The organism is Streptomyces sp. NBC_01335 (genome assembly GCF_035953295.1).
Lineage (GTDB): Bacteria > Actinomycetota > Actinomycetes > Streptomycetales > Streptomycetaceae > Streptomyces.
In genome coordinates, this window is record NZ_CP108370.1 from 2,194,677 (window position 1) to 2,215,759 (window position 21,083).

At 66.6% G+C, this 21,083-nt stretch carries 28 protein-coding genes; 25 read left to right on the forward strand and 3 right to left on the reverse strand.

Annotated elements, in window-relative coordinates:
- Window positions 1–48: 48 nt before the first annotated feature.
- The 9 genes from OG599_RS09220 (at window position 49) to OG599_RS09260 (ending at window position 10,801) form a co-directional block, all read left to right on the forward strand.
- Window positions 49–387, forward strand: a complete 339-nt coding sequence (locus OG599_RS09220) for a phage tail assembly protein (protein WP_327175473.1) — start codon at window positions 49–51, stop codon at window positions 385–387.
- Between the two features lie 20 nt (window positions 388–407).
- Window positions 408–764 (forward strand): hypothetical protein, encoded by a 357-nt coding sequence (locus OG599_RS09225; RefSeq protein WP_327175474.1) that lies wholly within the window; start codon window positions 408–410, stop codon window positions 762–764.
- Window positions 765–768: 4 nt separating this feature from the next.
- Complete coding sequence (locus OG599_RS09230) at window positions 769–4,764, forward strand: phage tail protein (protein WP_327175475.1); 3,996 nt, start codon at window positions 769–771, stop codon at window positions 4,762–4,764.
- Entirely contained in the window at window positions 4,761–5,609 is an 849-nt protein-coding gene (locus OG599_RS09235) for a phage distal tail protein (protein ID WP_327175476.1), read from the forward strand. Before OG599_RS09230 ends, OG599_RS09235 begins: the two co-directional genes overlap by 4 nt.
- Window positions 5,606–8,089 carry a siphovirus ReqiPepy6 Gp37-like family protein gene (locus OG599_RS09240; RefSeq protein WP_327175477.1) on the forward strand — a complete coding sequence of 828 codons (2,484 nt, stop codon included), beginning with the start codon at window positions 5,606–5,608 and terminating at the stop codon, window positions 8,087–8,089. Before OG599_RS09235 ends, OG599_RS09240 begins: the two co-directional genes overlap by 4 nt.
- Window positions 8,090–8,103: 14 nt before the next feature.
- Complete coding sequence (locus OG599_RS09245; RefSeq protein ID WP_327175478.1) at window positions 8,104–9,411, forward strand: tail fiber domain-containing protein; 1,308 nt, start codon at window positions 8,104–8,106, stop codon at window positions 9,409–9,411.
- A complete protein-coding gene (locus tag OG599_RS09250) occupies window positions 9,408–9,758 on the forward strand; it encodes a DUF2746 domain-containing protein (RefSeq protein ID WP_327175479.1) in 351 nt (116 codons plus the stop codon). Before OG599_RS09245 ends, OG599_RS09250 begins: the two co-directional genes overlap by 4 nt.
- Before the next feature lie 69 nt (window positions 9,759–9,827).
- A complete protein-coding gene (locus OG599_RS09255) occupies window positions 9,828–10,610 on the forward strand; it encodes a C40 family peptidase (RefSeq protein WP_327175480.1) in 783 nt (260 codons plus the stop codon).
- Window positions 10,607–10,801 carry a DUF7439 family protein gene (locus OG599_RS09260; RefSeq protein WP_327175481.1) on the forward strand — a complete coding sequence of 65 codons (195 nt, stop codon included), beginning with the start codon at window positions 10,607–10,609 and terminating at the stop codon, window positions 10,799–10,801. The genes OG599_RS09255 and OG599_RS09260 overlap by 4 nt, the downstream gene beginning before the upstream one ends.
- An 86-nt stretch (window positions 10,802–10,887) precedes the next feature.
- Here the strand turns inward: OG599_RS09260 and OG599_RS09265 are convergent, their stop codons facing one another.
- Window positions 10,888–11,163 carry a hypothetical protein gene (locus OG599_RS09265; RefSeq protein WP_327175482.1) on the reverse strand — a complete coding sequence of 92 codons (276 nt, stop codon included), beginning with the start codon at window positions 11,161–11,163 and terminating at the stop codon, window positions 10,888–10,890.
- A gap of 158 nt (window positions 11,164–11,321) precedes the next feature.
- Here OG599_RS09265 and OG599_RS09270 point away from each other — a divergent pair, with 158 nt between their 5' ends.
- From OG599_RS09270 to OG599_RS09345, 16 genes are all read left to right on the forward strand, one after another.
- Window positions 11,322–11,756, forward strand: a complete 435-nt coding sequence (locus OG599_RS09270) for a hypothetical protein (protein WP_327175483.1) — start codon at window positions 11,322–11,324, stop codon at window positions 11,754–11,756.
- A 220-nt stretch (window positions 11,757–11,976) separates the two neighbouring features.
- Window positions 11,977–12,285, forward strand: coding sequence for a hypothetical protein (locus OG599_RS09275; RefSeq protein ID WP_327175484.1), 309 nt, complete (start codon window positions 11,977–11,979; stop codon window positions 12,283–12,285).
- Window positions 12,286–12,347: 62 nt separating this feature from the next.
- Window positions 12,348–13,190 (forward strand): hypothetical protein, encoded by an 843-nt coding sequence (locus OG599_RS09280; RefSeq protein ID WP_327175485.1) that lies wholly within the window; start codon window positions 12,348–12,350, stop codon window positions 13,188–13,190.
- Between the two features lie 74 nt (window positions 13,191–13,264).
- On the forward strand, window positions 13,265–13,732 hold the full coding sequence (locus tag OG599_RS09285; protein WP_327175486.1) for a hypothetical protein: 468 nt from the start codon (window positions 13,265–13,267) through the stop codon (window positions 13,730–13,732).
- Between the two features lie 155 nt (window positions 13,733–13,887).
- Complete coding sequence (locus OG599_RS09290; protein WP_327175487.1) at window positions 13,888–14,316, forward strand: hypothetical protein; 429 nt, start codon at window positions 13,888–13,890, stop codon at window positions 14,314–14,316.
- A gap of 128 nt (window positions 14,317–14,444) precedes the next feature.
- Window positions 14,445–15,254 (forward strand): AAA family ATPase, encoded by an 810-nt coding sequence (locus OG599_RS09295; protein WP_327175488.1) that lies wholly within the window; start codon window positions 14,445–14,447, stop codon window positions 15,252–15,254.
- A 15-nt stretch (window positions 15,255–15,269) separates the two neighbouring features.
- Window positions 15,270–15,659 carry a hypothetical protein gene (locus tag OG599_RS09300; protein WP_327175489.1) on the forward strand — a complete coding sequence of 130 codons (390 nt, stop codon included), beginning with the start codon at window positions 15,270–15,272 and terminating at the stop codon, window positions 15,657–15,659.
- Window positions 15,656–15,802: a hypothetical protein gene (locus OG599_RS09305; RefSeq protein WP_327175490.1), complete on the forward strand. Its 147-nt coding sequence runs from the start codon at window positions 15,656–15,658 to the stop codon at window positions 15,800–15,802. Before OG599_RS09300 ends, OG599_RS09305 begins: the two co-directional genes overlap by 4 nt.
- Window positions 15,799–15,942 (forward strand): hypothetical protein, encoded by a 144-nt coding sequence (locus OG599_RS09310; RefSeq protein ID WP_327175491.1) that lies wholly within the window; start codon window positions 15,799–15,801, stop codon window positions 15,940–15,942. Before OG599_RS09305 ends, OG599_RS09310 begins: the two co-directional genes overlap by 4 nt.
- Complete coding sequence (locus OG599_RS09315; RefSeq protein WP_327175492.1) at window positions 15,939–16,355, forward strand: CHC2 zinc finger domain-containing protein; 417 nt, start codon at window positions 15,939–15,941, stop codon at window positions 16,353–16,355. Before OG599_RS09310 ends, OG599_RS09315 begins: the two co-directional genes overlap by 4 nt.
- Window positions 16,237–16,878: a toprim domain-containing protein gene (locus OG599_RS09320; RefSeq protein WP_327179973.1), complete on the forward strand. Its 642-nt coding sequence runs from the start codon at window positions 16,237–16,239 to the stop codon at window positions 16,876–16,878. Before OG599_RS09315 ends, OG599_RS09320 begins: the two co-directional genes overlap by 119 nt.
- Before the next feature lie 27 nt (window positions 16,879–16,905).
- Window positions 16,906–17,262, forward strand: coding sequence for a hypothetical protein (locus tag OG599_RS09325; protein WP_327175493.1), 357 nt, complete (start codon window positions 16,906–16,908; stop codon window positions 17,260–17,262).
- Between the two features lie 205 nt (window positions 17,263–17,467).
- On the forward strand, window positions 17,468–18,658 hold the full coding sequence (locus OG599_RS09330; protein ID WP_327175494.1) for a hypothetical protein: 1,191 nt from the start codon (window positions 17,468–17,470) through the stop codon (window positions 18,656–18,658).
- Window positions 18,655–18,963: a hypothetical protein gene (locus OG599_RS09335; RefSeq protein WP_327175495.1), complete on the forward strand. Its 309-nt coding sequence runs from the start codon at window positions 18,655–18,657 to the stop codon at window positions 18,961–18,963. Before OG599_RS09330 ends, OG599_RS09335 begins: the two co-directional genes overlap by 4 nt.
- Complete coding sequence (locus OG599_RS09340; RefSeq protein WP_327175496.1) at window positions 18,960–19,343, forward strand: sigma-70 region 4 domain-containing protein; 384 nt, start codon at window positions 18,960–18,962, stop codon at window positions 19,341–19,343. The genes OG599_RS09335 and OG599_RS09340 overlap by 4 nt, the downstream gene beginning before the upstream one ends.
- Window positions 19,340–19,732 carry a hypothetical protein gene (locus tag OG599_RS09345; protein WP_327175497.1) on the forward strand — a complete coding sequence of 131 codons (393 nt, stop codon included), beginning with the start codon at window positions 19,340–19,342 and terminating at the stop codon, window positions 19,730–19,732. Before OG599_RS09340 ends, OG599_RS09345 begins: the two co-directional genes overlap by 4 nt.
- Window positions 19,733–19,829: 97 nt before the next feature.
- On the opposite strand, the gene OG599_RS09350 is transcribed toward OG599_RS09345, so the two are convergent.
- Window positions 19,830–20,051: a DUF397 domain-containing protein gene (locus OG599_RS09350; RefSeq protein ID WP_327175498.1), complete on the reverse strand. Its 222-nt coding sequence runs from the start codon at window positions 20,049–20,051 to the stop codon at window positions 19,830–19,832.
- Window positions 20,041–20,913 (reverse strand): helix-turn-helix domain-containing protein, encoded by an 873-nt coding sequence (locus OG599_RS09355; protein ID WP_327175499.1) that lies wholly within the window; start codon window positions 20,911–20,913, stop codon window positions 20,041–20,043. Before OG599_RS09355 ends, OG599_RS09350 begins: the two co-directional genes overlap by 11 nt.
- Window positions 20,914–21,083: the final 170 nt, after the last annotated feature.

A 21,083-nucleotide genomic window follows, 5' to 3' on the forward strand; every position in this document is an offset into this window, starting at 1 on the left:
TCGGTCCGCTCCCCTTCCCCGTCTTCTCCTCCGGAGGTCCGCACCCCCATGGCTACTTTCTCCCTCGACGACATCCGCGCCGCAGCTGAACGCAAGTACGGCTCGACCGACATCACCTTCGGCGACGACACCGTTCGCCTCCTGAACCCCCTGCGCCTGTCGAAGGCTAAGCGCGAGGCCCTCGCGAAGCTCCAGGAGGAGATGGGCAACGACGACGTGGACCAGGCCGAGTCGCTGGCCGGCGCCATCCGCACCATCGCCGAATCGGAGAAGGCTGCCGAGAAGCTGCTCACGGCCGTGGGGCATGACCTCGCGATCCTCGCGGAGATCTTCGGCCACTACGGCGAGAGCACCCAGGCGGGGGAAGCCTCGGCCTCGCAGGGCTGATCGACGAGTACGGGGAGGGCTTGTACCCCGATCTCCTCTTTCACTACGGCGTCGATCTCGCCGACGTGATCGAGGGCCGGGGCCCTTCTCCCGCGCTCGTCCTTCTGCTCGTGCAGAGGCTTCCCGACACCGCTCTGACGATCGCCCTCGCGTCGGGCGGCCGTGACCAGTTCGGTTGGGGCCAGGACCGCCACCTGACCGCCGACCTCTACGACGCGATCAACCAGAACACGAGGGCGACCGGCCAGTGGGGCAAGGGCAAGGCACCGAAGATCCCCGCCTACCCCAGGCCCGAAATCAAGAAGAAGGCTGCGAAGTCCAAGGCCCGCAAGCCCCGCTCGGTCGCCGAGATCTACAAGGTATTCCAGCGGAGGTAAGTGGTTGTCCGACGCGAACATCGTCGGCCGGATCGCGGTCAAGGTCATGCCGGACACGTCCGGCTTCAAGAAGGACCTCAAGGAACAGCTCAGGCGGATCGAGTCCGATCTCTCGGTCACGATCCAGACGAAGGCCGACGCGACCGGCGCACGCCGCGATGTCCTTCAGATCGTCCGGGACATCAACCGCGACAACAAGGCGACTGACGCCCGCAAGATCCGCTTCTTCACAGCCATCGACGGCAACGGCATGGCCAGGGCCGTGAAGGAAGCGGCGATCAAGCTCCGCGAGAAGGCCAAGCACGAGAAGATCGACTTCAAGATCGGCGATGTCACCGGCTCGGGCAAGATCGTGCTGGAACTCGACAAGGACTCCGCCGACCGCGCGAAGGACGAGATCGACCGGTGGCGCAGAAGCGTTTCTCCGGTCAAGGTCGACATCGAGCTGAACTGGCCCTCGGCCGCCAGCGCGGCCGTGAGCGCCCGCTTGGGCATCCTGACCCGGCCGCGCACCGTCCCGATCATCCCCGACCTCGACAACGCCGCGCTCGCGAAGGTCGGCACCGCCCTCGCCGCGCTCTCCGGGGCCCGCGTCCTGTCGGACACCTTCGAGCGGCTGTGGAAGTCGATCAAGAACCTCGATCGTTCCGCGCCGATCATCGGCACCCTGGCCACGGCCATCGCGGGTCTCGCGGGCTGGGGGCTCACCGCGGCCTCGAACCTCTTCACGCTGTCCGCATCGCTCGCGTCGATCGCACCAACAGCGCTTCTGCTGCCGGGACTCCTGGGCGGCATGGCGGTCGGCCTGGGCGTTTCGATCGCCGCGCTGAAGGACTTCAACAAGGTCATACCCGAGGTCAAGTCGGCGCTCTCCGGCCTCCAGGACACGATCTCGGAGAACTTCTGGGCCAAGGCGGCGGAGCCGATCCGTGCCGTCGTCGACGACCTGCTTCCCAAGTTCCGCGATGGCGTCTCCGAGACCGCCACCGAACTCGGCAGCTTCTTCGGGTCGTTCGCTACCAACCTGGGCACGTCGCTCTCCCCGGCGCTGACCCAGATGTTCACGGACCTGTCCGCGTCGATCTCCATCGCGACGGACGGTACGGACACCTTCGCCTCGATCATCGCCACGCTCGGCCGGGTCGGCACCAGCTACCTCCCTGACCTTGCCTCGTGGTTCGTCAAGATCAGCGAGAACTTCGACGCCTGGCTGTCGAAGAAGGGCGACAACGGCCTCAAGGACATGATCGACGAGGGCATCGTCGCCCTCAAGGATCTCGGCTCGATCGTCGTCGACATCGGCGGCATCTTCGCGGGCGTCGCCCGCGCGGCCGAGGAAGCCGGCGGCTCCACCCTCGGAACGCTGGCCGACACGCTCGACCAGATCCATCAGAAGATCGACAGCTCGGGCGTCCAGGACGCCATGCGGATGCTGTTCTACTCCGCGCACGAGGCGATGAACGAGCTGATGCTCAGTGCCGGCCCTCAGCTGCGCGGTTTTCTGAGCACGGTCGTCAGTCTCCTGACCTCCGTCCTCCCGCAGGTCGGCAACATCATCGGCACCGCGCTGGGCGGTATCGCGGACGCGCTGAACCAGCCTGCGATCACCGCCGGGGTCCACGCCCTGTTCGACGGCATGCAGAGCGGTGTCGAGGGCCTCGTCCCCGCACTGGCTCCACTGGGCGCCGCCCTCGGCGCCGTACTGGCCGTGGTGGGCACGCTCGTCGCCCAGCTCGGCCCGCTGGTGGGCGCGGCCCTGGGTCCGCTGGCCCGCGCCTTCGCCGCCCTGGCCCCGATGATCACCCCGATCATCGAGCTGCTGATGGGCGCTCTCGCCGGGGCGTTCCAGCAGCTCACCCCGATCATCCAGCGGATGGTGCCGATCGTCGGGCAGATGCTCGGTGCTGCTTTCCAGTTCTTGGCAACGCTCCTGCCTCCGGTCGCCGCGATCTTCACGCAGCTCTTCCAGGCGGTCATGCCGCTCGGGCAAGCGCTCATGTCGGCGCTGGCCCCGGTCCTCCCCGTACTGGCTGCTGCGCTTCAGCAGGTGCTCGCCGCGCTCCAGCCGATCATCGCGGTCGCTCTCCAGATCATCACGGCGGTCATCGCGCCGCTCCTGCCGATGCTCTCGGAGGTCATCCAGGGCGTCCTTCCGCCGCTCGCGGACGCGATACAGCGACTGCTCGAAGCGATCCAGCCCGTTCTTGACGCGCTGCTCGCGGTCGTGAACTTCCTGATGCCGGTCCTCGTACCGGTGATCAAGTTCATCGTCGAACTGCTGGCGGGCGCTCTGGTCGCTGCGGTCAACGGCGTCGCCCTCGTCTTCGAGGGCCTGGTCGAGATCGTCCGGGGCGTCTGGGACATCATCGTCGGCGTCCTGAAAATGGCCTGGGGCCTGATCGAGGGCCTGTTCACCGGCAACTTCTCGACTCTGAAGGCCGGTTGGTCGCAGTTCTGGACCGGCGTCTGGACCCTGGTCAAGGGCGTCTGGGACACCATCCTCGGCGCACTCGAAGCGTTCCTGAACATCGGCCTGATCGGCGGGATCGGCAGGGGACTCAAGGCAGTTGGCGCCCTCTTCAAGTCCGGCTGGAAGCTGATCGAGGATCTGTGCGTAGCCGCGTTCGCCGCGATCCGCGGATGGCTCGGCGTCTTCATGACCGGGATGCGCGGGCTCGTCAGTGACGGGCTGAGCGCCATCGGGCGAGCGTTCTCCTCCTCCTGGTCCTCCATCCGGTCGGCGGCCAGCTCCGCGCTGAGCGCCCTCGTACGCACGATCGGCGAGTGGATCGGCAAGGCTGTCACCACGGTCAAGGAGTTGCCCGGCAAGGCGAAGAGCGCCCTCGGGTCGATGGGGTCCGTTCTGATATCGGCGGGCAAGTCCCTGATCACGGGGTTCGTCTCCGGCATCAAGTCGATGTTCAGCTCGGTGAAGTCGACCCTCGGGTCTCTGACCTCGAAACTTACCGATTGGAAGGGACCGGCCCCGAAGGACGCGGTACTCCTCTACGAGGCGGGCAGGCTGATCATCTCCGGCCTGATCAAGGGCCTGGAGAGCCAGTACGACGCCGTCAAGCAGTCGCTCAACGACCTCACGGCGAAGATCCCGGCCAGCGCCTCGAAGGGGCTGAAGGCCCGGATCAGCAGCGACCGGACGCAGCTCTTGAAGCTGGCGGCCCAGTGGGAAGCTGGCGCGTCCAAGCTCGAATCGGCCCGGGACAAGCTCGACAAGATCCGCGAGGAGATGGCGGACTACGCCTCGCAGGTCGGCGAGCGGGTGCTCGGCACCGGCGACGTGACCAAGGTCGAGGACGCCACCTTCACCGGGATCTCGGCGTCGCTGAAGAACGCGGTCGAGGAGGCGAAGCGCTTCGCGGCCGTGCTCAAGCGGCTGAAGACGCTCGGCCTCAACCAGGCGACCTTCGACCAGATCGCCATGTCCGGCCCCGAGGCTGGGCTCGCCGCAGCCGAGGCCATCGCCAACGCCGGAGACAGCGGAGTCTCTGAAATCAACGCTCTCCAGAAGGAGTTGGAGCAGTACGCCTCCTCCGCCGGGAGCACCGCCTCGCACTACATGTACGACGCGGGCGTCCAGGCGGCCGAGGGTCTCGTTAAGGGGCTCGAAGCGTCCCAGGACCGCATCGAGGCGCAGATGCTCAAGATCGCTGACGCCATGGTCGCGGCGATCAAGAAGGCCCTCGACATCCACAGCCCATCGCGGCTGTTCCGGAAGCTCGGCGCTTTCGTCGGCAAGGGCTTCGGCCTGGGCGTGACGGACGAGCGGGGCCGGGTCCAGCGGGCAACCGAGGCGCTCGCCGCGAGCGCAACCTCGGCAGCGTCCCGCGAGGTCACGTCCGCTGTGGCGGGCGGCCTCTCGGCGGCTGGCGCAAGTCAGTCCACAACAAAGGTTCTCAACTACTACGCGAGCAACGGCAGTTCCCTCTCGTCCGCAGAGGAGCTGTTCGCCGCTGCCTCGCGGGCAAGGATGGTCGGTTGGTGAAGCTGGAACTGGCTTCGGCTTCGGACACGCTCAGTCTGGACGGATTCGAAACGGACGGCGTGGGATACCAGGCCCTCGCCGGGGCAACCGGCCTGGGGCTTCCCAAGTTGTCCGTCCAGTGGCTCGAAGGTGCCGGGGACGGCGCCGCCTACCGTGGGCGGCGCGTCCTCCCCCGCGACATCGACATCCCTCTCGACGTCGTGGGCCGGGACCGGTCGCACCTCTCCGAATTGGTCACCCGCCTTGCGCGGGTCCTGGCCGACGAGACCGGCCTGACGCTGGCGGCCATCGACCCCCAGGGCGACCGCTGGTCGACGCCGGTCGCGTGGACCGGAGGCGGGGAGATGGAGCCCGGCGCAGGCAGCCGGGATGTGCAGACCGTCATCACCCTGCGGGCGCCAAGCCCGTACTTCCTGGCAGACTCGCCCCAGACGGTCACGATCGGCGGGGCCACGGCGGCAGCGTTCCTGTCGTCCATGTCGTCGATGCCGCTCGCCTCGTCGCAGGCGATCGGTTCCGTCGAGCTGACCAATGAAGGCGATGTGCCGGCCTTTCCCGTCTGGGAAGTCACCGGACCCGGAGACAATTTCAAGGCGATCAGCCCCACCGGCAAAACGCTGCACTGGACCGGGACGCTCGCGGCCGGGGAGAAGCTGATCGTGGACATGGGCGCCGGCACCGTCAAGGACGGAACCGGCGCGAACCGGTACTCGGCTCTGGCCGTCGCCCCTCAATTCTGGTCCGTCGCGCCCGGCGTCACCACGGCAACGGCCTCCCTGCTCAACACCACATCCGCTGCACGGATCGTGTGCTCCTGGCGTCCTCGGAAGTGGGTGGTCGTATGAAGCAAGAGGATCTTCTCGTGGAGGTACGCGACCGGACCCTGACTCGGGTCGGGGCCATCCCTGCGGATCTGCTCGCCATGGACGCCGAGGACATCCACAACAACGTCGGCACGTGGAAGCTCCAGCTCTCCGCCGAACACCCGCTCGCCGCAGTGCTGTCCACGCCCGGCGCGGGCATCATCGTGACCGGCCCCACGGACGTGATCTTCTCCGGGCCGGCGGTGAAAACAGAGAGCGCGGTCACCGCGACCGATCCCCTCGGCACGCTGACCGTCGAAGGCGTGGACGACACGGTCATCCTGTCGGACATGCTCGCCTGGCCCGACCCGAGCAACGGCAACACCGCCTCGCAGAACTTCGCGTACGACGAGCGGACCGGCGTGGCCGAGACACTCATGCACCAGTACGTCAACGCGAACTGCGGCCCGGCGGCCCCGGCCACTCGGCAACGCGCCGGGCTCATCATGGGCACGGACGGCAAGCGAGGAGCGGTGGTCAGCAAGGCCGCCCGCTTCCAGCAGCTCGGCGAACTGTGCAAGGAACTCGCCGACCCCGCAAGCCTCGGCTTCCGGATCGTCCAGCGCGGCACGAACCTCGTCTTCGAGACGTACGCGGTCAAGGACCGCACGAAGGAGGCCCGTCTCGGCGTCGTGAACAACACGCTCGCCGGGCAACGGGTCTCGGTCTCCACGCCGCAGAAGACGCGCGTGATCGTGGGGGGCGACGGGGACGGTTCGAACCGCCTCTTCGTCGGCGTCGACAACGCGGACTCGATTGCCTCCGAGACCGACTGGGGCCGACGGATCGAGAGCTTCATCGACGAGCGATCGTCCACCGATACGGCCGAGCTGACACAGAAGGGTACAGAGGCCCTCGCCGATGGCGGCGCGACCGTCCGGGCAGCGCAAGCCGTCCCGATGGAGGACAGCGCGCTCGACTTCGGCCGCGACTGGTTCCTCGGCGACAAGGTGTCCGTCCTCGTCGGCAACGCCGAGATGACGGCGGTCGTCACGGGCATGGTCCTGAAGGTCGACTCGGACGGCTACCGGCTCGGTGCCACCCTGGGCGACCCCACCCCGCTGAACCCAGCTCTCGCGGACGCAAAGGCCGCGAAGGATCTGGAGTCCCGCGTATCGGCTCTGGAGCGCACAGGCGAGGCGACTCCTGCCGGACCCCGCGAGATACCGGCGGGCCTCCTGGTGCAGGCCAGCAAGACGGACGACTACCCCGAGGGCGCGTCCGTCATCTACCTCACTGCGGCTGATGCCACTGCCGGCGGATGGGACTTCGGCGGGAAGTACGGTTTCCTCGCCACCAGGCGGCAGGCCAACGGCGACGCGTATCAGACGTGGAGCCGAGTGCACGCCGCTACCACCCACCGCGAGGACTGGGTCCGTGGCGGCAACCGTTCGAGTGGCTGGGCCCCGTGGCGGCAGCTCGACTACAAGCAGATTCTCACGACCGCGGACTTCACGCAGGCCACCGCGCCGACCGCATACCCGTACGAGGACTCCCGCCTCTACGTGAGCGCGGCGGACGCGACTGCGGGCGGATGGGACTTCGCCCCGATGGGCGGATTCGTCTGGACATCGGCGACCAGCACGGGCTACACGACACAGCGCTGGTCCCGCACCCACGGAGCTACCGAGACGCATGAAGAGTGGGTCCGCGGTGGCTCCCCCACCACGAACACATGGTCGCCCTGGCGGGTGGTCGCCTACGACGCCCGCCTCAACCAGGCCACCATCAAGCAGGCGCAGCTTCCCTCGGCCTACCCCGAGGGCTACTCCACATGCGCCATCGCATCCGACTACGGCCTCGCCGGAGGTTGGGACTTCAGCGGTGATGGCCGGTACGGCGTACTGAAAACCTTCCGCCCGGAGGGCAGTTCGTTCGCCGAGCAGCGTTGGGTGCGGCTTTCCCCAGCCTCCTCAGAAGAGTGGACTCGCACCGGCTCTGACGCGGGCGGCTGGACCAGATGGCGGAGGCTGGCCCATGAGGACGATCGGGCGCGCGGCCTCATTCAGGTGTCGCCGCTCCCCGACAGCGCTTACGTGGCGAGCGACGCAGAGACCCTCTGCTATTCCGTAACACTGAACGCCGAGGCGGGCCGGTCCTACAAGGTGACCGTCCAGGCGGCGAGCGTGGACACGGACGGAACCGGGGACACCGCCACGCTTCGGTACGCGAAGCAATCGGCTCAGACCACCATCCGTTACGCGGCAGGCACCGCCGTGACCAGCGCCAGCGCCCTCGCCCTGGGCGGCCAGATGTTCACCACGGTCTTCGACGACGACTCGAACACGTCTAACGGCGTAGCCATGACGGGCATCGTCACGCCGCCCACGACCGGCACCTACCGCGTGGGCGTGTTCCTGCGTGCACGCCGCGACTCGGCGGCGTACGGAAAGGTCCGCTTCCTCTCCTACAGCAATTCGTACGTCTCGATCGAGGACATCGGCGCAGCCGTCGCCGCGTAGAAAGGACCACCTTCTTGGCCATCACCTCCTACCCTTTCGACGGCCAGGCCGTCACGGAGACGCAGTTCTCCCAGATGTTCCGGGAGTTCCAGGAGACGGGCGTTGTCACCTCATACGAGGGCACCGGCTTCCAGGTCGCCGCCTCCACCGGCATGGTCGTCACCGTCCAGCCCGGCCTGGCCTTCGTCCGGGGCCACATGGTCCAGTCGACCGCGACGGAGAACCTGACCGTCCCGGCCGCCAGCACCACGGCCCGCGTCGACCGGGTGATCCTCAAGCTGGACCCCGCCACCAACTCGATCACGCTCGCCGTGAAGGCCGGCACTGCTGGCTCGACCACTCCCCCGACACTCACGCAGACCGACACCGGCATCTACGAGATGGCGCTCGCCTCCGTCGCGGTCGGCGCGAACATCACCTCGATCACGTCCTCCACCATCACGTCGACCCGTCCCGTCGTAGGACACCGCGTCGGTTCATGGGCGACCGCGACCCGGCCCTCGACCCCACGCAAGGGACAACTCGGCTACAACAGCACGACCCTTGCGTGGGAGTTCTGGAACGGGACAGCATGGGCCCCGCTCACGTCCTCGGTCGAATGGGACAGTCTCTCGGGCAAGCCGACGGCTTTTCCCCCGTCGACCCACACGCACCTGTGGTCCCAGATCACTGACCGGCCTTCGTCCCTGCCTCCGTCCGCGCACACGCACGACTGGTCGCAGGTCACCTCGAAGCCGACGAGTTTCGCCCCCAGCGCCCACGGGCACGCCTGGTCGGACCTGACCGGCGTCCCTGCGACTTTCGCCCCTTCGTCCCACGCTCATACCTGGGCAAGCATCACGTCGAAGCCTTCGACTTTCACCCCGGCGACTCACACCCACTCGGGATATCTGACCTCGGGCAGCACCATCTCGTGGGCCAACGGGACGAAGCGCGTGCACAGCGACTCCGTCTCTGGCTCCGGGACGTACTACGCCGTCTGGGTACAGGGCGACGGCAGCTTCGCGCGCAACACCAGCTCGCGCCGCTTCAAGCAGAACATCCGGGACATCGACATCGAGCCCGATGCAGTTCTGTCCCTACGTCCCCGCGTGTACGACCGGCGGCCGAAGGAGGACGGCGGGGACTATCTCCGGGACGAGTTCGGCCTGATCGCCGAAGAGGTCGCGGAGACGCTTCCGGAAGTCGTCACCTATGACGAAGAGGGGCGGATCGACGCCCTCCGCTATGACCTGCTCTCGGTCGCGCTCCTGTCCGTCGTGCAGGACCAGGCCGGGCGTATCGAACGGCTGGAGCACCTCGTCGAGGAGCTGGCCCGATGAGTTTTGACCCCGCCGTGCAGGTCGCCATGGTCTCGGCCGGCGGGGTCGTCACCGCGGCCTTGGCCGGTGTGCTCGTCGAACTGGTCCGGCGGCAAGGGTCAGCCATCGCCGAGGTGCGCGAGCACGCGCAGGAAGCCCGCGATCAGGTCTCGAACACGCACAGTACGAACCTGAGAGACGACCTGGATCGCGTGATCTCGGGACTCGACCGCGTTCTCGCGGGCCAGGCCGAACACAGCCGGGACATCCGCGACCTACGCGCCGACCTGTCCCACGAGCGCGTCGAGCGCCTGGCCGTCTCCGAGCGTCTCGACATCCATATCTCGGCGTCCACGCCGAACCCCTAAGACCTTTCACCCCCGAGGCCCTGCCCCCTGCGGACGGGGCCTTTCGCATGTCCCGAAGGAGGGCACCCCGTGAGCACTCAGGCTCAGAAGATCCTCGGCATCGCCAAGGCCGAGAAGGGTTACCAGGAAGGCCGGAGCGCCGGCCACTGGAACAACGATCAGAAGTATTCCGACGAGACGCCTGGCCTGGCCTGGTCGGACAAGATGGCCTGGTGCGCAACGTTCGTCGCGTGGTGCGCGTTCAAGGCGGGCCTCGCCGCCCTGTATCCGGTCACGGCGTCCTGTCTGACCGGCGTCGCCTGGTTCAAGCAGCGCAAGCAGTGGAGCGAGTACCCCGCGATCGGCGCCCAGGTCTTCTACGGCTCCGGTGGTGGCGCGCACACGGGTCTCGTCTACGACTACGACGCCACGTACATCTACACCGTGGAGGGCAACACCAACTCGTCCGGCTCCGCCGAGGGTGACGGCGTGTATCTCAAGAAGCGGAAGCGCGCCGACGCGTACGTGTTCGGCTACGGCTACCCGGCCTTCGCCGAAGGCATCACCTCGGCCGATCCTGCCTGGAAGTCCAAGGCTCCGGCGCCCGCGTCCACGGCGCCGAAGATCGTCGCGCTCAATGCGGCGGTGAAGCCGGGCGCTACTCACGCCCAGGTCGCCGAGCTTCAGCAGCTCCTCATCAAGGCGGGGTACGGGCCGATCAAGGGCTCGGTGACGAAGTTCTACGGCGCCGAGACGCAGGCGGCCGTGGGCCGCTTCCACGACCGGAACCCGTCGTACCGCACCACCGCCCACGACCCGAAGATCGGCCCGAAGGGCTTCGTCGCGCTCCAGAAGCAGGCGGGTCGCCGATGAAGCACCGCAAGCCCACAGCAGCCCTCCTGTCCGCCATGCCAGTCCGGTACCGCTCCCGAGTCGGGGCCTTCATCGCGGCACTCGGTGTGGTCGTGAGCGTCGCCGCCATCCTGTACGCGGACCGGCCCGAGGTTGCCCTGATCGTGCAGGTGGCCACTGCTCTGGGAGTGGTCGAAACGAAGAGCACCTAGGAACGTTTCCGAGCTGCCCCGTTGGCACGCCGTAACGTTACGGCGTGCCAACTCAGCGCCCCCATCGGCTTCTTAGCTGGTGGGGGCTATTCGTCGTTCTTGGCCGGGGCCGACCGATCTGCCTTCCTTTTGAGGGCGTCGATCTCTTCGAGGGTCATGACCTTCCGCTTTCGGGGGCGCGGCGCGCCGCTGCGGGGACGCGCCTCGTCCTCGGCGTGCGTAAGCAGGTCTTCGAGCGGGGCAGCGTCGGTTGCGCAAAGATCAAGCTTCTTGAGAGCGCCGCCCTCGCGCCGCACAAGGTAGCGCGCGACGGGTAGCCCCGGCACCTTGCAGACGTTACAAACGTCCAACGTGAGCTTCATGCGTCCGTCCCCCAGGTCCAAGCAAGCCAATGTTTCGCATTGACCAGCCTATACGGAGTGTGTAACCGTAGAGGGTGACAGGCGCGTGCGCCACATCCGCCACGCACCATACCGACCGAGCAACATTGAGGAAGATCATGCCCGCACCATCGAAGATCGTGGACGAGGAGGAGGTGAGGAAGTGGTTCGCTCAAGGAAAGACGTACAAGTGGATGGTCGAGCAGTACAAAGAGCTGTACCAACGAGAAACATCCATCTCGATGTGGGCGAACTATCGCCGCCGCCATCACCTTCAGCGCCGGATCGTGCGGGACGATGACCTTATCCCGTGGCACGTATTGGAGCGGCACCGCTACAAGTACGATTTGATCATGCTGCGGCTGGAGGCTCGTCTTCGCGAGGGCGTGGAGCTTACCGCCCGGGATTCACAGCGTCTCGAATCGTGGAAGGCGTCACTGGCCGAAGAAGGGGCCGTGGTTCACTACGACCCCGAGACGGCTGACGGCTTTTTCTGGGTGCCCGGCGAGGAGGCAGATACGGATATCATCCGGATGCCAGCCGAGAAGACGACGAAGCGCCTCCGCGCAGACTGACGGGAACAGCGCGCTGGACCTCCGAAGGGGAACCCTTCGGAGGTTTTTTTGTTGTCTCTGCCCGGACTCTCCGCGGCCTTGCCGATACCCCAGGGGCGCTAAAGGGTACTGCGAATACCTCCTACTTTGGTCTGACTCCAAACACTTCGACGACGTACTAATATTCCGCCGTAAGGCAAACTTGCACCACTGCTGGTGCACGGCCAGGAGGGCCAGTTAAGTGGATCTTGTAACCGAGGTGACGCGAGTTTTTGATTGGCCCGGTGGCCCGTGGCGCACGTTCGAAGTGCACCACCTTTCAAGGCGCGGCGTGTCGCTCTACGCGAATGCCGACCGTTACGAATTCCATGTGACGTTCCCCGTCGACCACACAGAGGCGGACCTCCAGTGGGCGCTGCTGGAGGCGGCGGCATTGGACTTGGAGTTGATCCCAGAAGTGGACGACGAAGTCGAAATTCTCGGCGACGGGGATTACCTGCGCATCCATCTGATTCCCAGCAACAACCAGGAGGCCCCGTGTCACCTCTGAGTCTGGCCACACTGCCCACCCATACGCCGTCAGTACCTCGCGACGGACGGGGACGCCCGGTCGTGGTCCCGAAGGCCGGCGGCAAGCCAAGGTCGATCAGCCGCGTCACGACGTTCATCGACACGATCGAGGACAAGTCCGGGCTGACCACGTGGAAGCAACGCCTCACACTGGTCGGCGCGGCCAGGGACGCCTCTCTCGCGGCCGAGGCGGCCCGCCTGGACCCTTCGACGCCCGAGGGGAAAGCAGGGCTTGACGCGCTCGCAGACCGAGCCCTCTCCACCGCCGGGGCACACACGGCGCGCGAGCGCGGAACCCACCTGCACACGCTGAGCGAGTACGTCGACCGAGGGGAGATCCTTCCACGGAGCGCATCCGCGCTCGACATCGCGGACATGGCCGCGTACAAGATGGCCACCGCCGGGCTTGATGTCGTCGCGGTGGAAACGTTCGTCGTGGTTGACGAACTCGCCACCGGTGGAACGTTCGACCGGATGGTGCGGTATCAGGGTCTCGGGCCGAACGGCGAGTGGCTCAGCGGGCTGTTCATCGCGGACCTGAAGACGGGGAACGTCGATATCAGCCGCCTCAAGATCGCCGCCCAGCTCGCGGTCTACAGCCGTGGAGAGCTGTACGACCACACGCTGATACCCGTGGACGCGAGCGACCCGAAAGCCTTCGCCGCCTGGAAGCGGAGGCCCGTGGACGCCGGTCTCGCGGGGGCGGCGTACACCCAGATCCCTTCCGTGAACCAGCAGTGGGGCATCGTCATCCACCTTCCCGCCGGGTCTGGAGAGTGCACCCTTCACTGGGCGGACCTGCGGCTGGGCTGGGAGGCCGCGAAGGCTTCCCAGACGACCCGCGCGCTCCGGAGCCAGAATCGCAGCGCTCTTTGTCCCTTTTAGATTGTTTTCGCTCATCCGAAGGTGTAACTTGAACCAAGGGTGCCACGGAGGCACCCGGCACGAGAGGGGTGAGGTTGAGCGACACGCAGCGATCCGTCACGGTCACGGTGAAGTCCGGCAAGGATTACGACTCCTGGTGGGCGGTCTTCCGGGGTGCGACCTTCGAGGTGTACGACGACGTAACCACGTTTTTCGGCTTCGATAGTGAAACTGTTACCAGCCTGAGCCTTCACGAACTGGTCGGCGAAGCATCGCAGCTCGCCCAGGGCTCCGCCCTGATCACGCGTCAGCTCGGAGCCACCGCGATCCCGGCCCCGAAGCCCGCAGCGGCGGGCGAGGACCCGTGGGTCGCAGCACAGGCCACTGACGCTTCACCTGCCGCGAGTGCGGGTGCGGCAACCGCCCTGCTGGAACAGGTGGCCGCGTGCCGAACCACTGAGGAGCTGAAGCGCCTGTGGGCCACCAACCAGGCCGCTTTCGCCGACCAGGCCGTCATGGACGCATGGAAGGCGCGCGGCCGGGCCATCAAGCAGGCCGCGTAGAAGCCCCGTCGCCGCCCTCGCGGCTGGCGTCCTCCTGATCTTCTTTCTGTGGACCTGGACGGCCGCACCGTGCTCCGTCTGGGCCCTGGCGAGAGCGGGCGAACCGCCCGCTCGTTGCGCCCGATAACCCCACCCCCAACGAAGGAGCCCTCTTAGTGAATCTTGCGACCCTCCCCACCCTCAACGGCGGTTGGTTCAAGCCCAAGGACGTTGCCGAGGCGACGGCAATCCTGGTCGAGCCCAAGCAGTACGACCGGCAGAGGCCGACCCCGAACGGACCGAAGGACAGCGTCGTCGCCGACATCAGCGTGTGGAAGTCGCGCGAGCAGCTCGGTTCCGCCCCCGAGGTCAATGCTGGAGTCCGCATCGAGCAGACGGTTCTCGCCCGCGACCTTGAGTCGGTGGTGGGTCAGGCCGTGCTCGTCACCGTCGACCAGGTTCCCAGCAAGAAGCCGGGCGGTAACCCGGCGTGGATCTGGAAGCCCGTCACTGATCCGGAGATCATCACCGCCGTCGTGGCGTACGGAGAGCAGCGGGACCAGGCGGTGGCCAAGGCCGCGGAAGCGGCCCCCGACTTCGACTGACGTAGAGGCCGGCGCGGGGGGCGGCTGATCGGGCCGCCCCCCGCTGAACCCTGGAAAGGAGATACCTAGTGCTGACCCCTGGGCGTTCGCTCACGATGCACGCCGAGAGCGGCCGAGAGCTGCCTCGCGTGGAAGCCTTCGAGGCTCTCTACAACATGGGATGCCGCCCGCGTCAGGGCGAAGTCGTCATGATCGCCGGTCGGAGCGGTACGCAGAAGTCAGGGCTGGCCCTGTTCTGGGTCTCCCAGATGAACGTGCCGACGCTCTACTTCAGCGCCGACATGTCCGCCTTCACCGCGTCCTCGCGCCTGGCGTCGATGGCTACCGGCGACACCACGGAAATGGTGGAGGCCGGGATGGCGGAGGGCGGCCGGTACCGCGAGACCTACGTCAACGCCCTGTCCGGTTCCCGCATCACCTTCGCTTTCGGTAGCCCGATCACGTGGAGGGCCGTAGATGAAGAGATGGAGGCGTATGTCGAACTCTGGGACGCGTATCCGAATTGTTTGGTCTTCGACAACTTGATGGATTTCGACAACGCGGAATCGGACTACACCGAGCAGATGGCCGTGATGTCCAACGCCACGGAGCTAGCCCGTGCGACGGGCGCCACGGTGATCATCCTGCATCACGCCTCGGACAAGTCATGGGAAGCGAAGAGTGATCCGTGGGCTCCGCCATCGAGAGATCAGGTCAAGGGCGGCCTGTCGGAGAAACCTGAGCTAAGCCTGTCGGTGGCGCTGGACCCGCACTCGCAGGAGTACCGGATAGCGGTGATCAAACAAAGGATGGGCCCTTCAGACCCGACCGCCAAGCGGTACGCGAGCCTGCGGTGCCATCCCGAGGTGACGCGCTTCTCGAAGATCGAGCGGGTGACCCTGTTCCCCCCGCCCGAACCAAAGCCGTGGACGCCTACCGCCGTGCTCGACAAGTTCTGACCTGAAAGGCTTAGTGTGACCGACATAGCGGCGAGGAATCGCCGGAACAAGCGGGCAGGCGCTCGCTGGGAGTCCGAGCTTCGCGACGAGCTTCGAGGGGCCGGCCTCGACATCGAGCGGCTCCGCCTGACCGGCACGGAGGACGAGGGCGACCATGTGGTTCGCCGAGCCCCCGCCCGGCACCGCCGGTATCTGATCATCGAAACGAAGAACGCGAAGTTCGAGCCGGGCACCTTCATGAAGGAGGCCCTCCGGGAGCGAGACGCTTTCGCCGCTCACCGTGGGCTGGACCCCCGCGACGTTGAAGCCGTAGTGGTCGTTCGCCGCCGGGGCGCGAGCTGGCGCGATGCATATGTGTTGAGCACCGTCGCAGAGTTCTTCGACCTGCCGGTGGAGTCCCCGTGATGCTGCTCGAAGAGGCCGAGGAGCAAGCCCGGCTGCGGCGCGAACTGGACGATCTGTTCGTTGAGTTCACCGAACCGCAGGGCCTCGCCGATCTCGGCTACGACGTAGGCCGGCGGCTGTTCGTGGGGGCGCGTGTCGCGTGATGGACCCCGATGACGCGCTTGCGGTCGACGCGTTCCTCGATTGCCTGAACGACCCGAACTTCGACGCCCATCTCCTGATGGCTCTGGAGGAGCTGTACGGGGTGCCCATGAGCGACCTGGATCGGTGGATGCTTCCGTGACCTTCGCGCGGCCCGGACGAGTCGAGGACCAAGAGCACGAGAAACCGACGCTGGCGGCAGTCCTCGAACACTACGAAGTCGATTTCAACGGCGAGCGGGTCACGGGCATGGCCCCGTGCCCGCTCCACGAAGACCACACCCCCTCGTTCTCGTACCACCTCGACCGCGGCCTCTGGAAATGCCACAGCTGCGGCGAGGGCGGCGACAGCTACACCCTGATCATGAAGAAGGACGGCCTCACCTTTGCCCGAGCACGAGCCCTTGCGGCCTCTCTCTCCCTCGCAACGGACGATGCTGGAGGACGCGACGAGCAGCTATCAGGCAGCGCTTACGGCGGACGCCGCGCGCTTCCTGCTCGGTCGCGGGATCGGTCCGGCCGAGGCGGCTACGTACCGGCTTGGCGTCGTCGCTGACCCCCACCCCGGCCACGAGCGACAACTCGGCAGGCTGGCGATCCCGTACCTGGGACACGACGGACGCGTTCTGACGATCCGGTTCCGCTGCCTCGAAGACCACGACCACCGCGCCTTCCGCCATGGCAAGTACAACACGCTCAAGGACGACCCACCCCGGCTGTACGGCGTGGACGCGATCCACAAGGCTGGTGACGAAATCCACCTCACCGAAGGTGAGTTGGACGCGCTCACGCTCCGCCGGATCGGCTTCCACGCCACGGCTGTACCAGGGGCGGCCCTCTGGCAGCCCAGGCACCGCCGGATGCTCGCCGGATTCTCGAAGGTCTGGGTGTGGGGCGACCCGGACGAGGCCGGGGCCGAGCTGGTCACCCGCATCAGTAAGTCGCTACGGACGGCACAGGGTGTTCGCCTGCGGGACGGCGACGTGACCGAGACCTTCATGACCGGCGGGGCGGAGGCACTCCTCGACCTGTGCCCGTCCGCCGCCCGCCTCCCTGACGCCTACCGGCTGGCGTCCTGAACCTGATCGCTGAAGAGAGCACCACCGATGACTGAGACACCGAAGACGACGAAGAGGCCGGCGGGCCGCAAGGCCGATCCGACTACCGCGATCCTCGCCGAGGTGACGACCGCCCGGAAGCTGTTCGGCGCAGTGTCGATGCCATTGACCGGCGGGTTGCGGCCCATGAAGGGCCGGGCGCATCACCTGCGCGAGTCGAACCGCTGGCGCTCCATCGAACAGAGCCGCCGCATGGCCGAGATGCCTGGCTGGGACTCCTCCCTCCTCGCGGCCCTGTTCGGGACGGTCGCCGAAGCAACTCCGGGAGAGGCCCGAGCCGGCCTCGTACGCCTCGCGGCCCTGGCGGTCGCGGCCGTGGAGGACATCGACCGGGAGGCCGGGTGAAAGGGCTGCCGGGACGGCCCGGCCCTCGCCTCATCGGAATCTGGACAGCCCTTAACCCAGCGGAACGGGAGGTATTCGAGCGCCACCTCCTACAGGGCACAGCCGCCGAAGACCTCGTCTGGATTCTCGCCCGCTACGGGCACCACGTATCCGCCTCGACCATCCGCACGTACCGGCGCCGACTGCGCCAGGAAGAAGACGATTCTTGAGCGAGCTGCTTGACGAACTGCTGTCCAAGCCGGTGGGCCCGTCGCTGCCGACCCGACAGGTCGACCCGGACCGCGACTTCACACGGGCAATCGAGGTGACCGGTGACGCGGCGGAAGTCACCGTTCGCGGGCCGGAAGACATGGACCCGCAGGGCAGCGCGGCGGCCTGTCTGGAAGCGCAGGGCCTCGACCCCGCCGAGTGGGAGGTGAAGGGGTTCCGATCGTCGGAGTGGACGATGGCCAACGGTGAACTCGGGCTCTCAACGCGCTTCACGTTCACCCGACGCCCGGAAGCGGCCTCCTCGGCTCGACCAGATGTCGCCGAGCTGCTCAGCCTGTTCGACGACTTCGACGGGATGACGCCCCGGATGGACGACCACGGCGAGTGGAGCTTCGTAATCGCCCTGGGAGATACACAGTTCGGGAAGATCGACGGGGATGGCGTCGAAGGGTCAGTGCTGCGCGCGATCGAGTGCATCAACCGGGCTGTCGAGCTGCTGGCGGAGTACCGGAGACGCTTCACCATCGGGCACGTTCACTTGGCGTTCCTCGGGGACCACATCGAAGGCTTCGTCTCTCAGGGCGGAGCCAACTCCTGGCGCACACAGCTCACGTTGACCGAACAGATACGGCTAACCCGAAGGCTGATGGCCTACGCCATCCGCAAGATCGCCCCAATGGTGTCGCGGCTCACGGTCGCGGCCGTGCCGGGAAACCACGGAGAAGCAGTGCGGCCAGCCGGGAAGGGGGTGACGCGCTACGACGACAGCCACGACACGGAAGCGCTGGTCAGCGTGGACGAAGCTCTACGGCTTGCAGGAGATCGTTACGACCATGTTGAAGTCTTCGTTCCGGGGACTGATGAGCTGACCGTGGTCGTGGAATGCTCGGGGACCGTCGTCGCTCACGCTCACGGGCACCAGTGGCGTGCTGGGCGCCACTTCGACTGGTGGCGGGGGCAGGCATTTAACAAGGCGAGCGCCATGCACACGGCGGACCTACTGTTGGCAGGCCACCTGCACCACGAGCACGTCGACACTGACGGGGCCCGGACCTTTGTGCAGGTTCCCGCGATGGAGTCGGAATCGACCTGGTGGCGACACCGTACGGGCACGGTCGGGGCCCCGGGGCTGATGGTCTTGGTCACGAAGGGCGGACAGACGCCGATCAAGGAAGTGGTTCGATGACCGCAGCCCTCGACTGGTCGGCCGTTGAAGGCCCGGAGGTGCGGCGGGTGGTCGACCTGGTGGCCCGGAAGTTCGGCCGCGAGTACGGTCTTGCTCTGGAAGCGGATGACGCCCGGCAGGAGTCCGCGGTGGTCCTCGCGGAAAAGGCCGACGAGGCGCGCGAGATGCTCGCCGGGGGCCCAGGGCTCCTGTACCGGTGGCTGTGTCAGCAGCTTCGTAATCGGTGGTTGACGGAGCTGAGGCACCAGTCCCGGCACCTGTCCTACGAAGCGTCGCTGAACGGTGCGGAGCGGGGGCTCCTGTGAGCGGATACGAGCGGCGGCTCGTCGAACATCTACTTCCTGCCGTGTGGTCTCCGGAGGCCGCGTACGGCATTCGCAGTCCGCAGGCCCCGGACGCCGACATGCCACGCGGATCGGTGGACCCGAGAACGGCCGGCACTCTGTTTGCCCACCTCGCGGACATCTGTCAAGCCTGGGCGAAGTGCGACCTCTCTGAGGGCGAGCGACGGGCGCTGTTCCTGCGGTATGGACTCGACTGGCCTGACGGCGAGATCGCCGCCGAGTGCGGGGTGACGGACCGTGGGGTCCGCTATCGGCTGGAGCGGGGCGTGGGCAAGATCGCGGCCTGGCTGAACGGAGCCGAGTACATCGATGGCTATGACGAATTGGAGCGCGCGGCGTGACAGAGATTGCCGCCGAGAAGGACCACGCAGCCACAGAGCCGCCGTCCGGGATGGGCCCGGACGACTACGAGTTCTGGGATGACGCCACCCAGACGTACTACGAGCGGCAAGCAGACGGAACCGTCTCAACCCGGCCGTACAACGAGGCCGAGGTCGCCGAGGTTCAGTCCAAGCTTGGGCTCGAATCGCTCCACCGCGAGGCGAACGACGCGATCGAGTACCTTGACCGGCGCATCGACCTGAGCCTCGCGTTCCTGGCCCTCCCGGCTCCGACCGCCGAGGAGACTGCCGAGCAGATCAAGGTGCTGTCCGACCTCTCGGCATACAGCGCCGGCACCCTGAAGAGACTGATCAAGGTGCTGTCCGTCGTGCTGAACATGCCGATCTAACAGCCGAATCCCGCTACGGCCCGAACGGGCCGCCCCTACGCAGGTGAGCCCCTGCCCGCTGAGACGTTGCGGGCAGGGGCTCACCTGCGTCACTCGGTCACGGGAGCAGGTTGCGCTGCCCCGCCCGCACGCTCTGGGTGAACAGTTCGTAGTCGGTTCGGCTCACGATGAGCACCTTGGCGTCCGGGTCGCCCACGTCCACGGAGTCGCGCAGCGCGACCGCGTCGCCGACGAAGGCCACCTCAAGGCAGTTGTTACCACCGTTGCTGAGTTCGCTCTTCGCCCAGACGGCGGCACTCAAGTCGACGTTACTCTTCATGGCATTCCTTGGTCAGTTCTTGGATGAAGCGACGGGACGCCTGGGTGTCGAGCGCCCGCTTACTGAGATCATCGAGAGCGGATCGGTAGTAGCGCACGTCCCGATCCTCCTCAAAGTAGGCCACCGTGGACTTGGTCTCTACGACCACGACCGGCGGTCCCGCAGGAAATTCTAGGAGCTGAAACGGTCCGTCCAGGGCACTGTGCTCGCCTGCGCCGAACGGCAGGACGTTCAGTGTCACGTTACTGCTGGCGTCCATGGCGCGCAGCAGTGCGTCGAGCTGCCGACTCATCACCGCCGGACCACCAACGACGCGGCGAAGAGCAACCTCGTCCAGGAAGCACCGAAGGTCCAGTGGGTCTTCGCGGGTGAGGACTGCCTTCCGGGCGCGTCGCAGCTCCACGAACGCCGCTACCTCACGCTCGGAGGCCCACATTCCACTGCTCTCGACGACCGCAGTGGCGTACTCATCGGTCTGGAGCAGGCCAGGGATGACCTGAAGGAAGCTCGTGGAGCGTATCGCCAGGCTCTCAAGTGTCAGGAAGTCCGCGAAGCTATCCGTCTGGATCGAATCGCCGTACTGGGCAACCAGGTTCGTAAGCTTCCCAGGAGCCGCGAGTGCAGCCATCGCCCTGGCTGTCGCCTTCGTCTCTTCCGAATCGACTCCGTACACGGCGAACAGCCCTGTGAGCGCGAGCCCGCTCAGGTTCTGCCTGCCGTTCTCGATCTTCGAGAGCGCCGGCTTCCCGCTCAATCCCAGGAGGGTGGCCGCTTCCTCCAGGCTCAGGCCGGCTGCTTCGCGGAGCTGCTTCATGGCCGCCCCGAAGCGGCGCCTGTGAACGTTCGGTCGCGCTTCGACCATGACTCACCTCCTTGGTCCCGGAAGCGTACCGGTCGACCCCTCCCGGTCATATGCCAGTTTCGCCATGAGCAACGTTTCTAGAAACAGGGGGTTGCTCGCAACGTTTCTCACCTGTCATCGTTGCACCTGTCGAGAGATTCCACGAATCGCTCAACAGGCGGCCGTGGAGC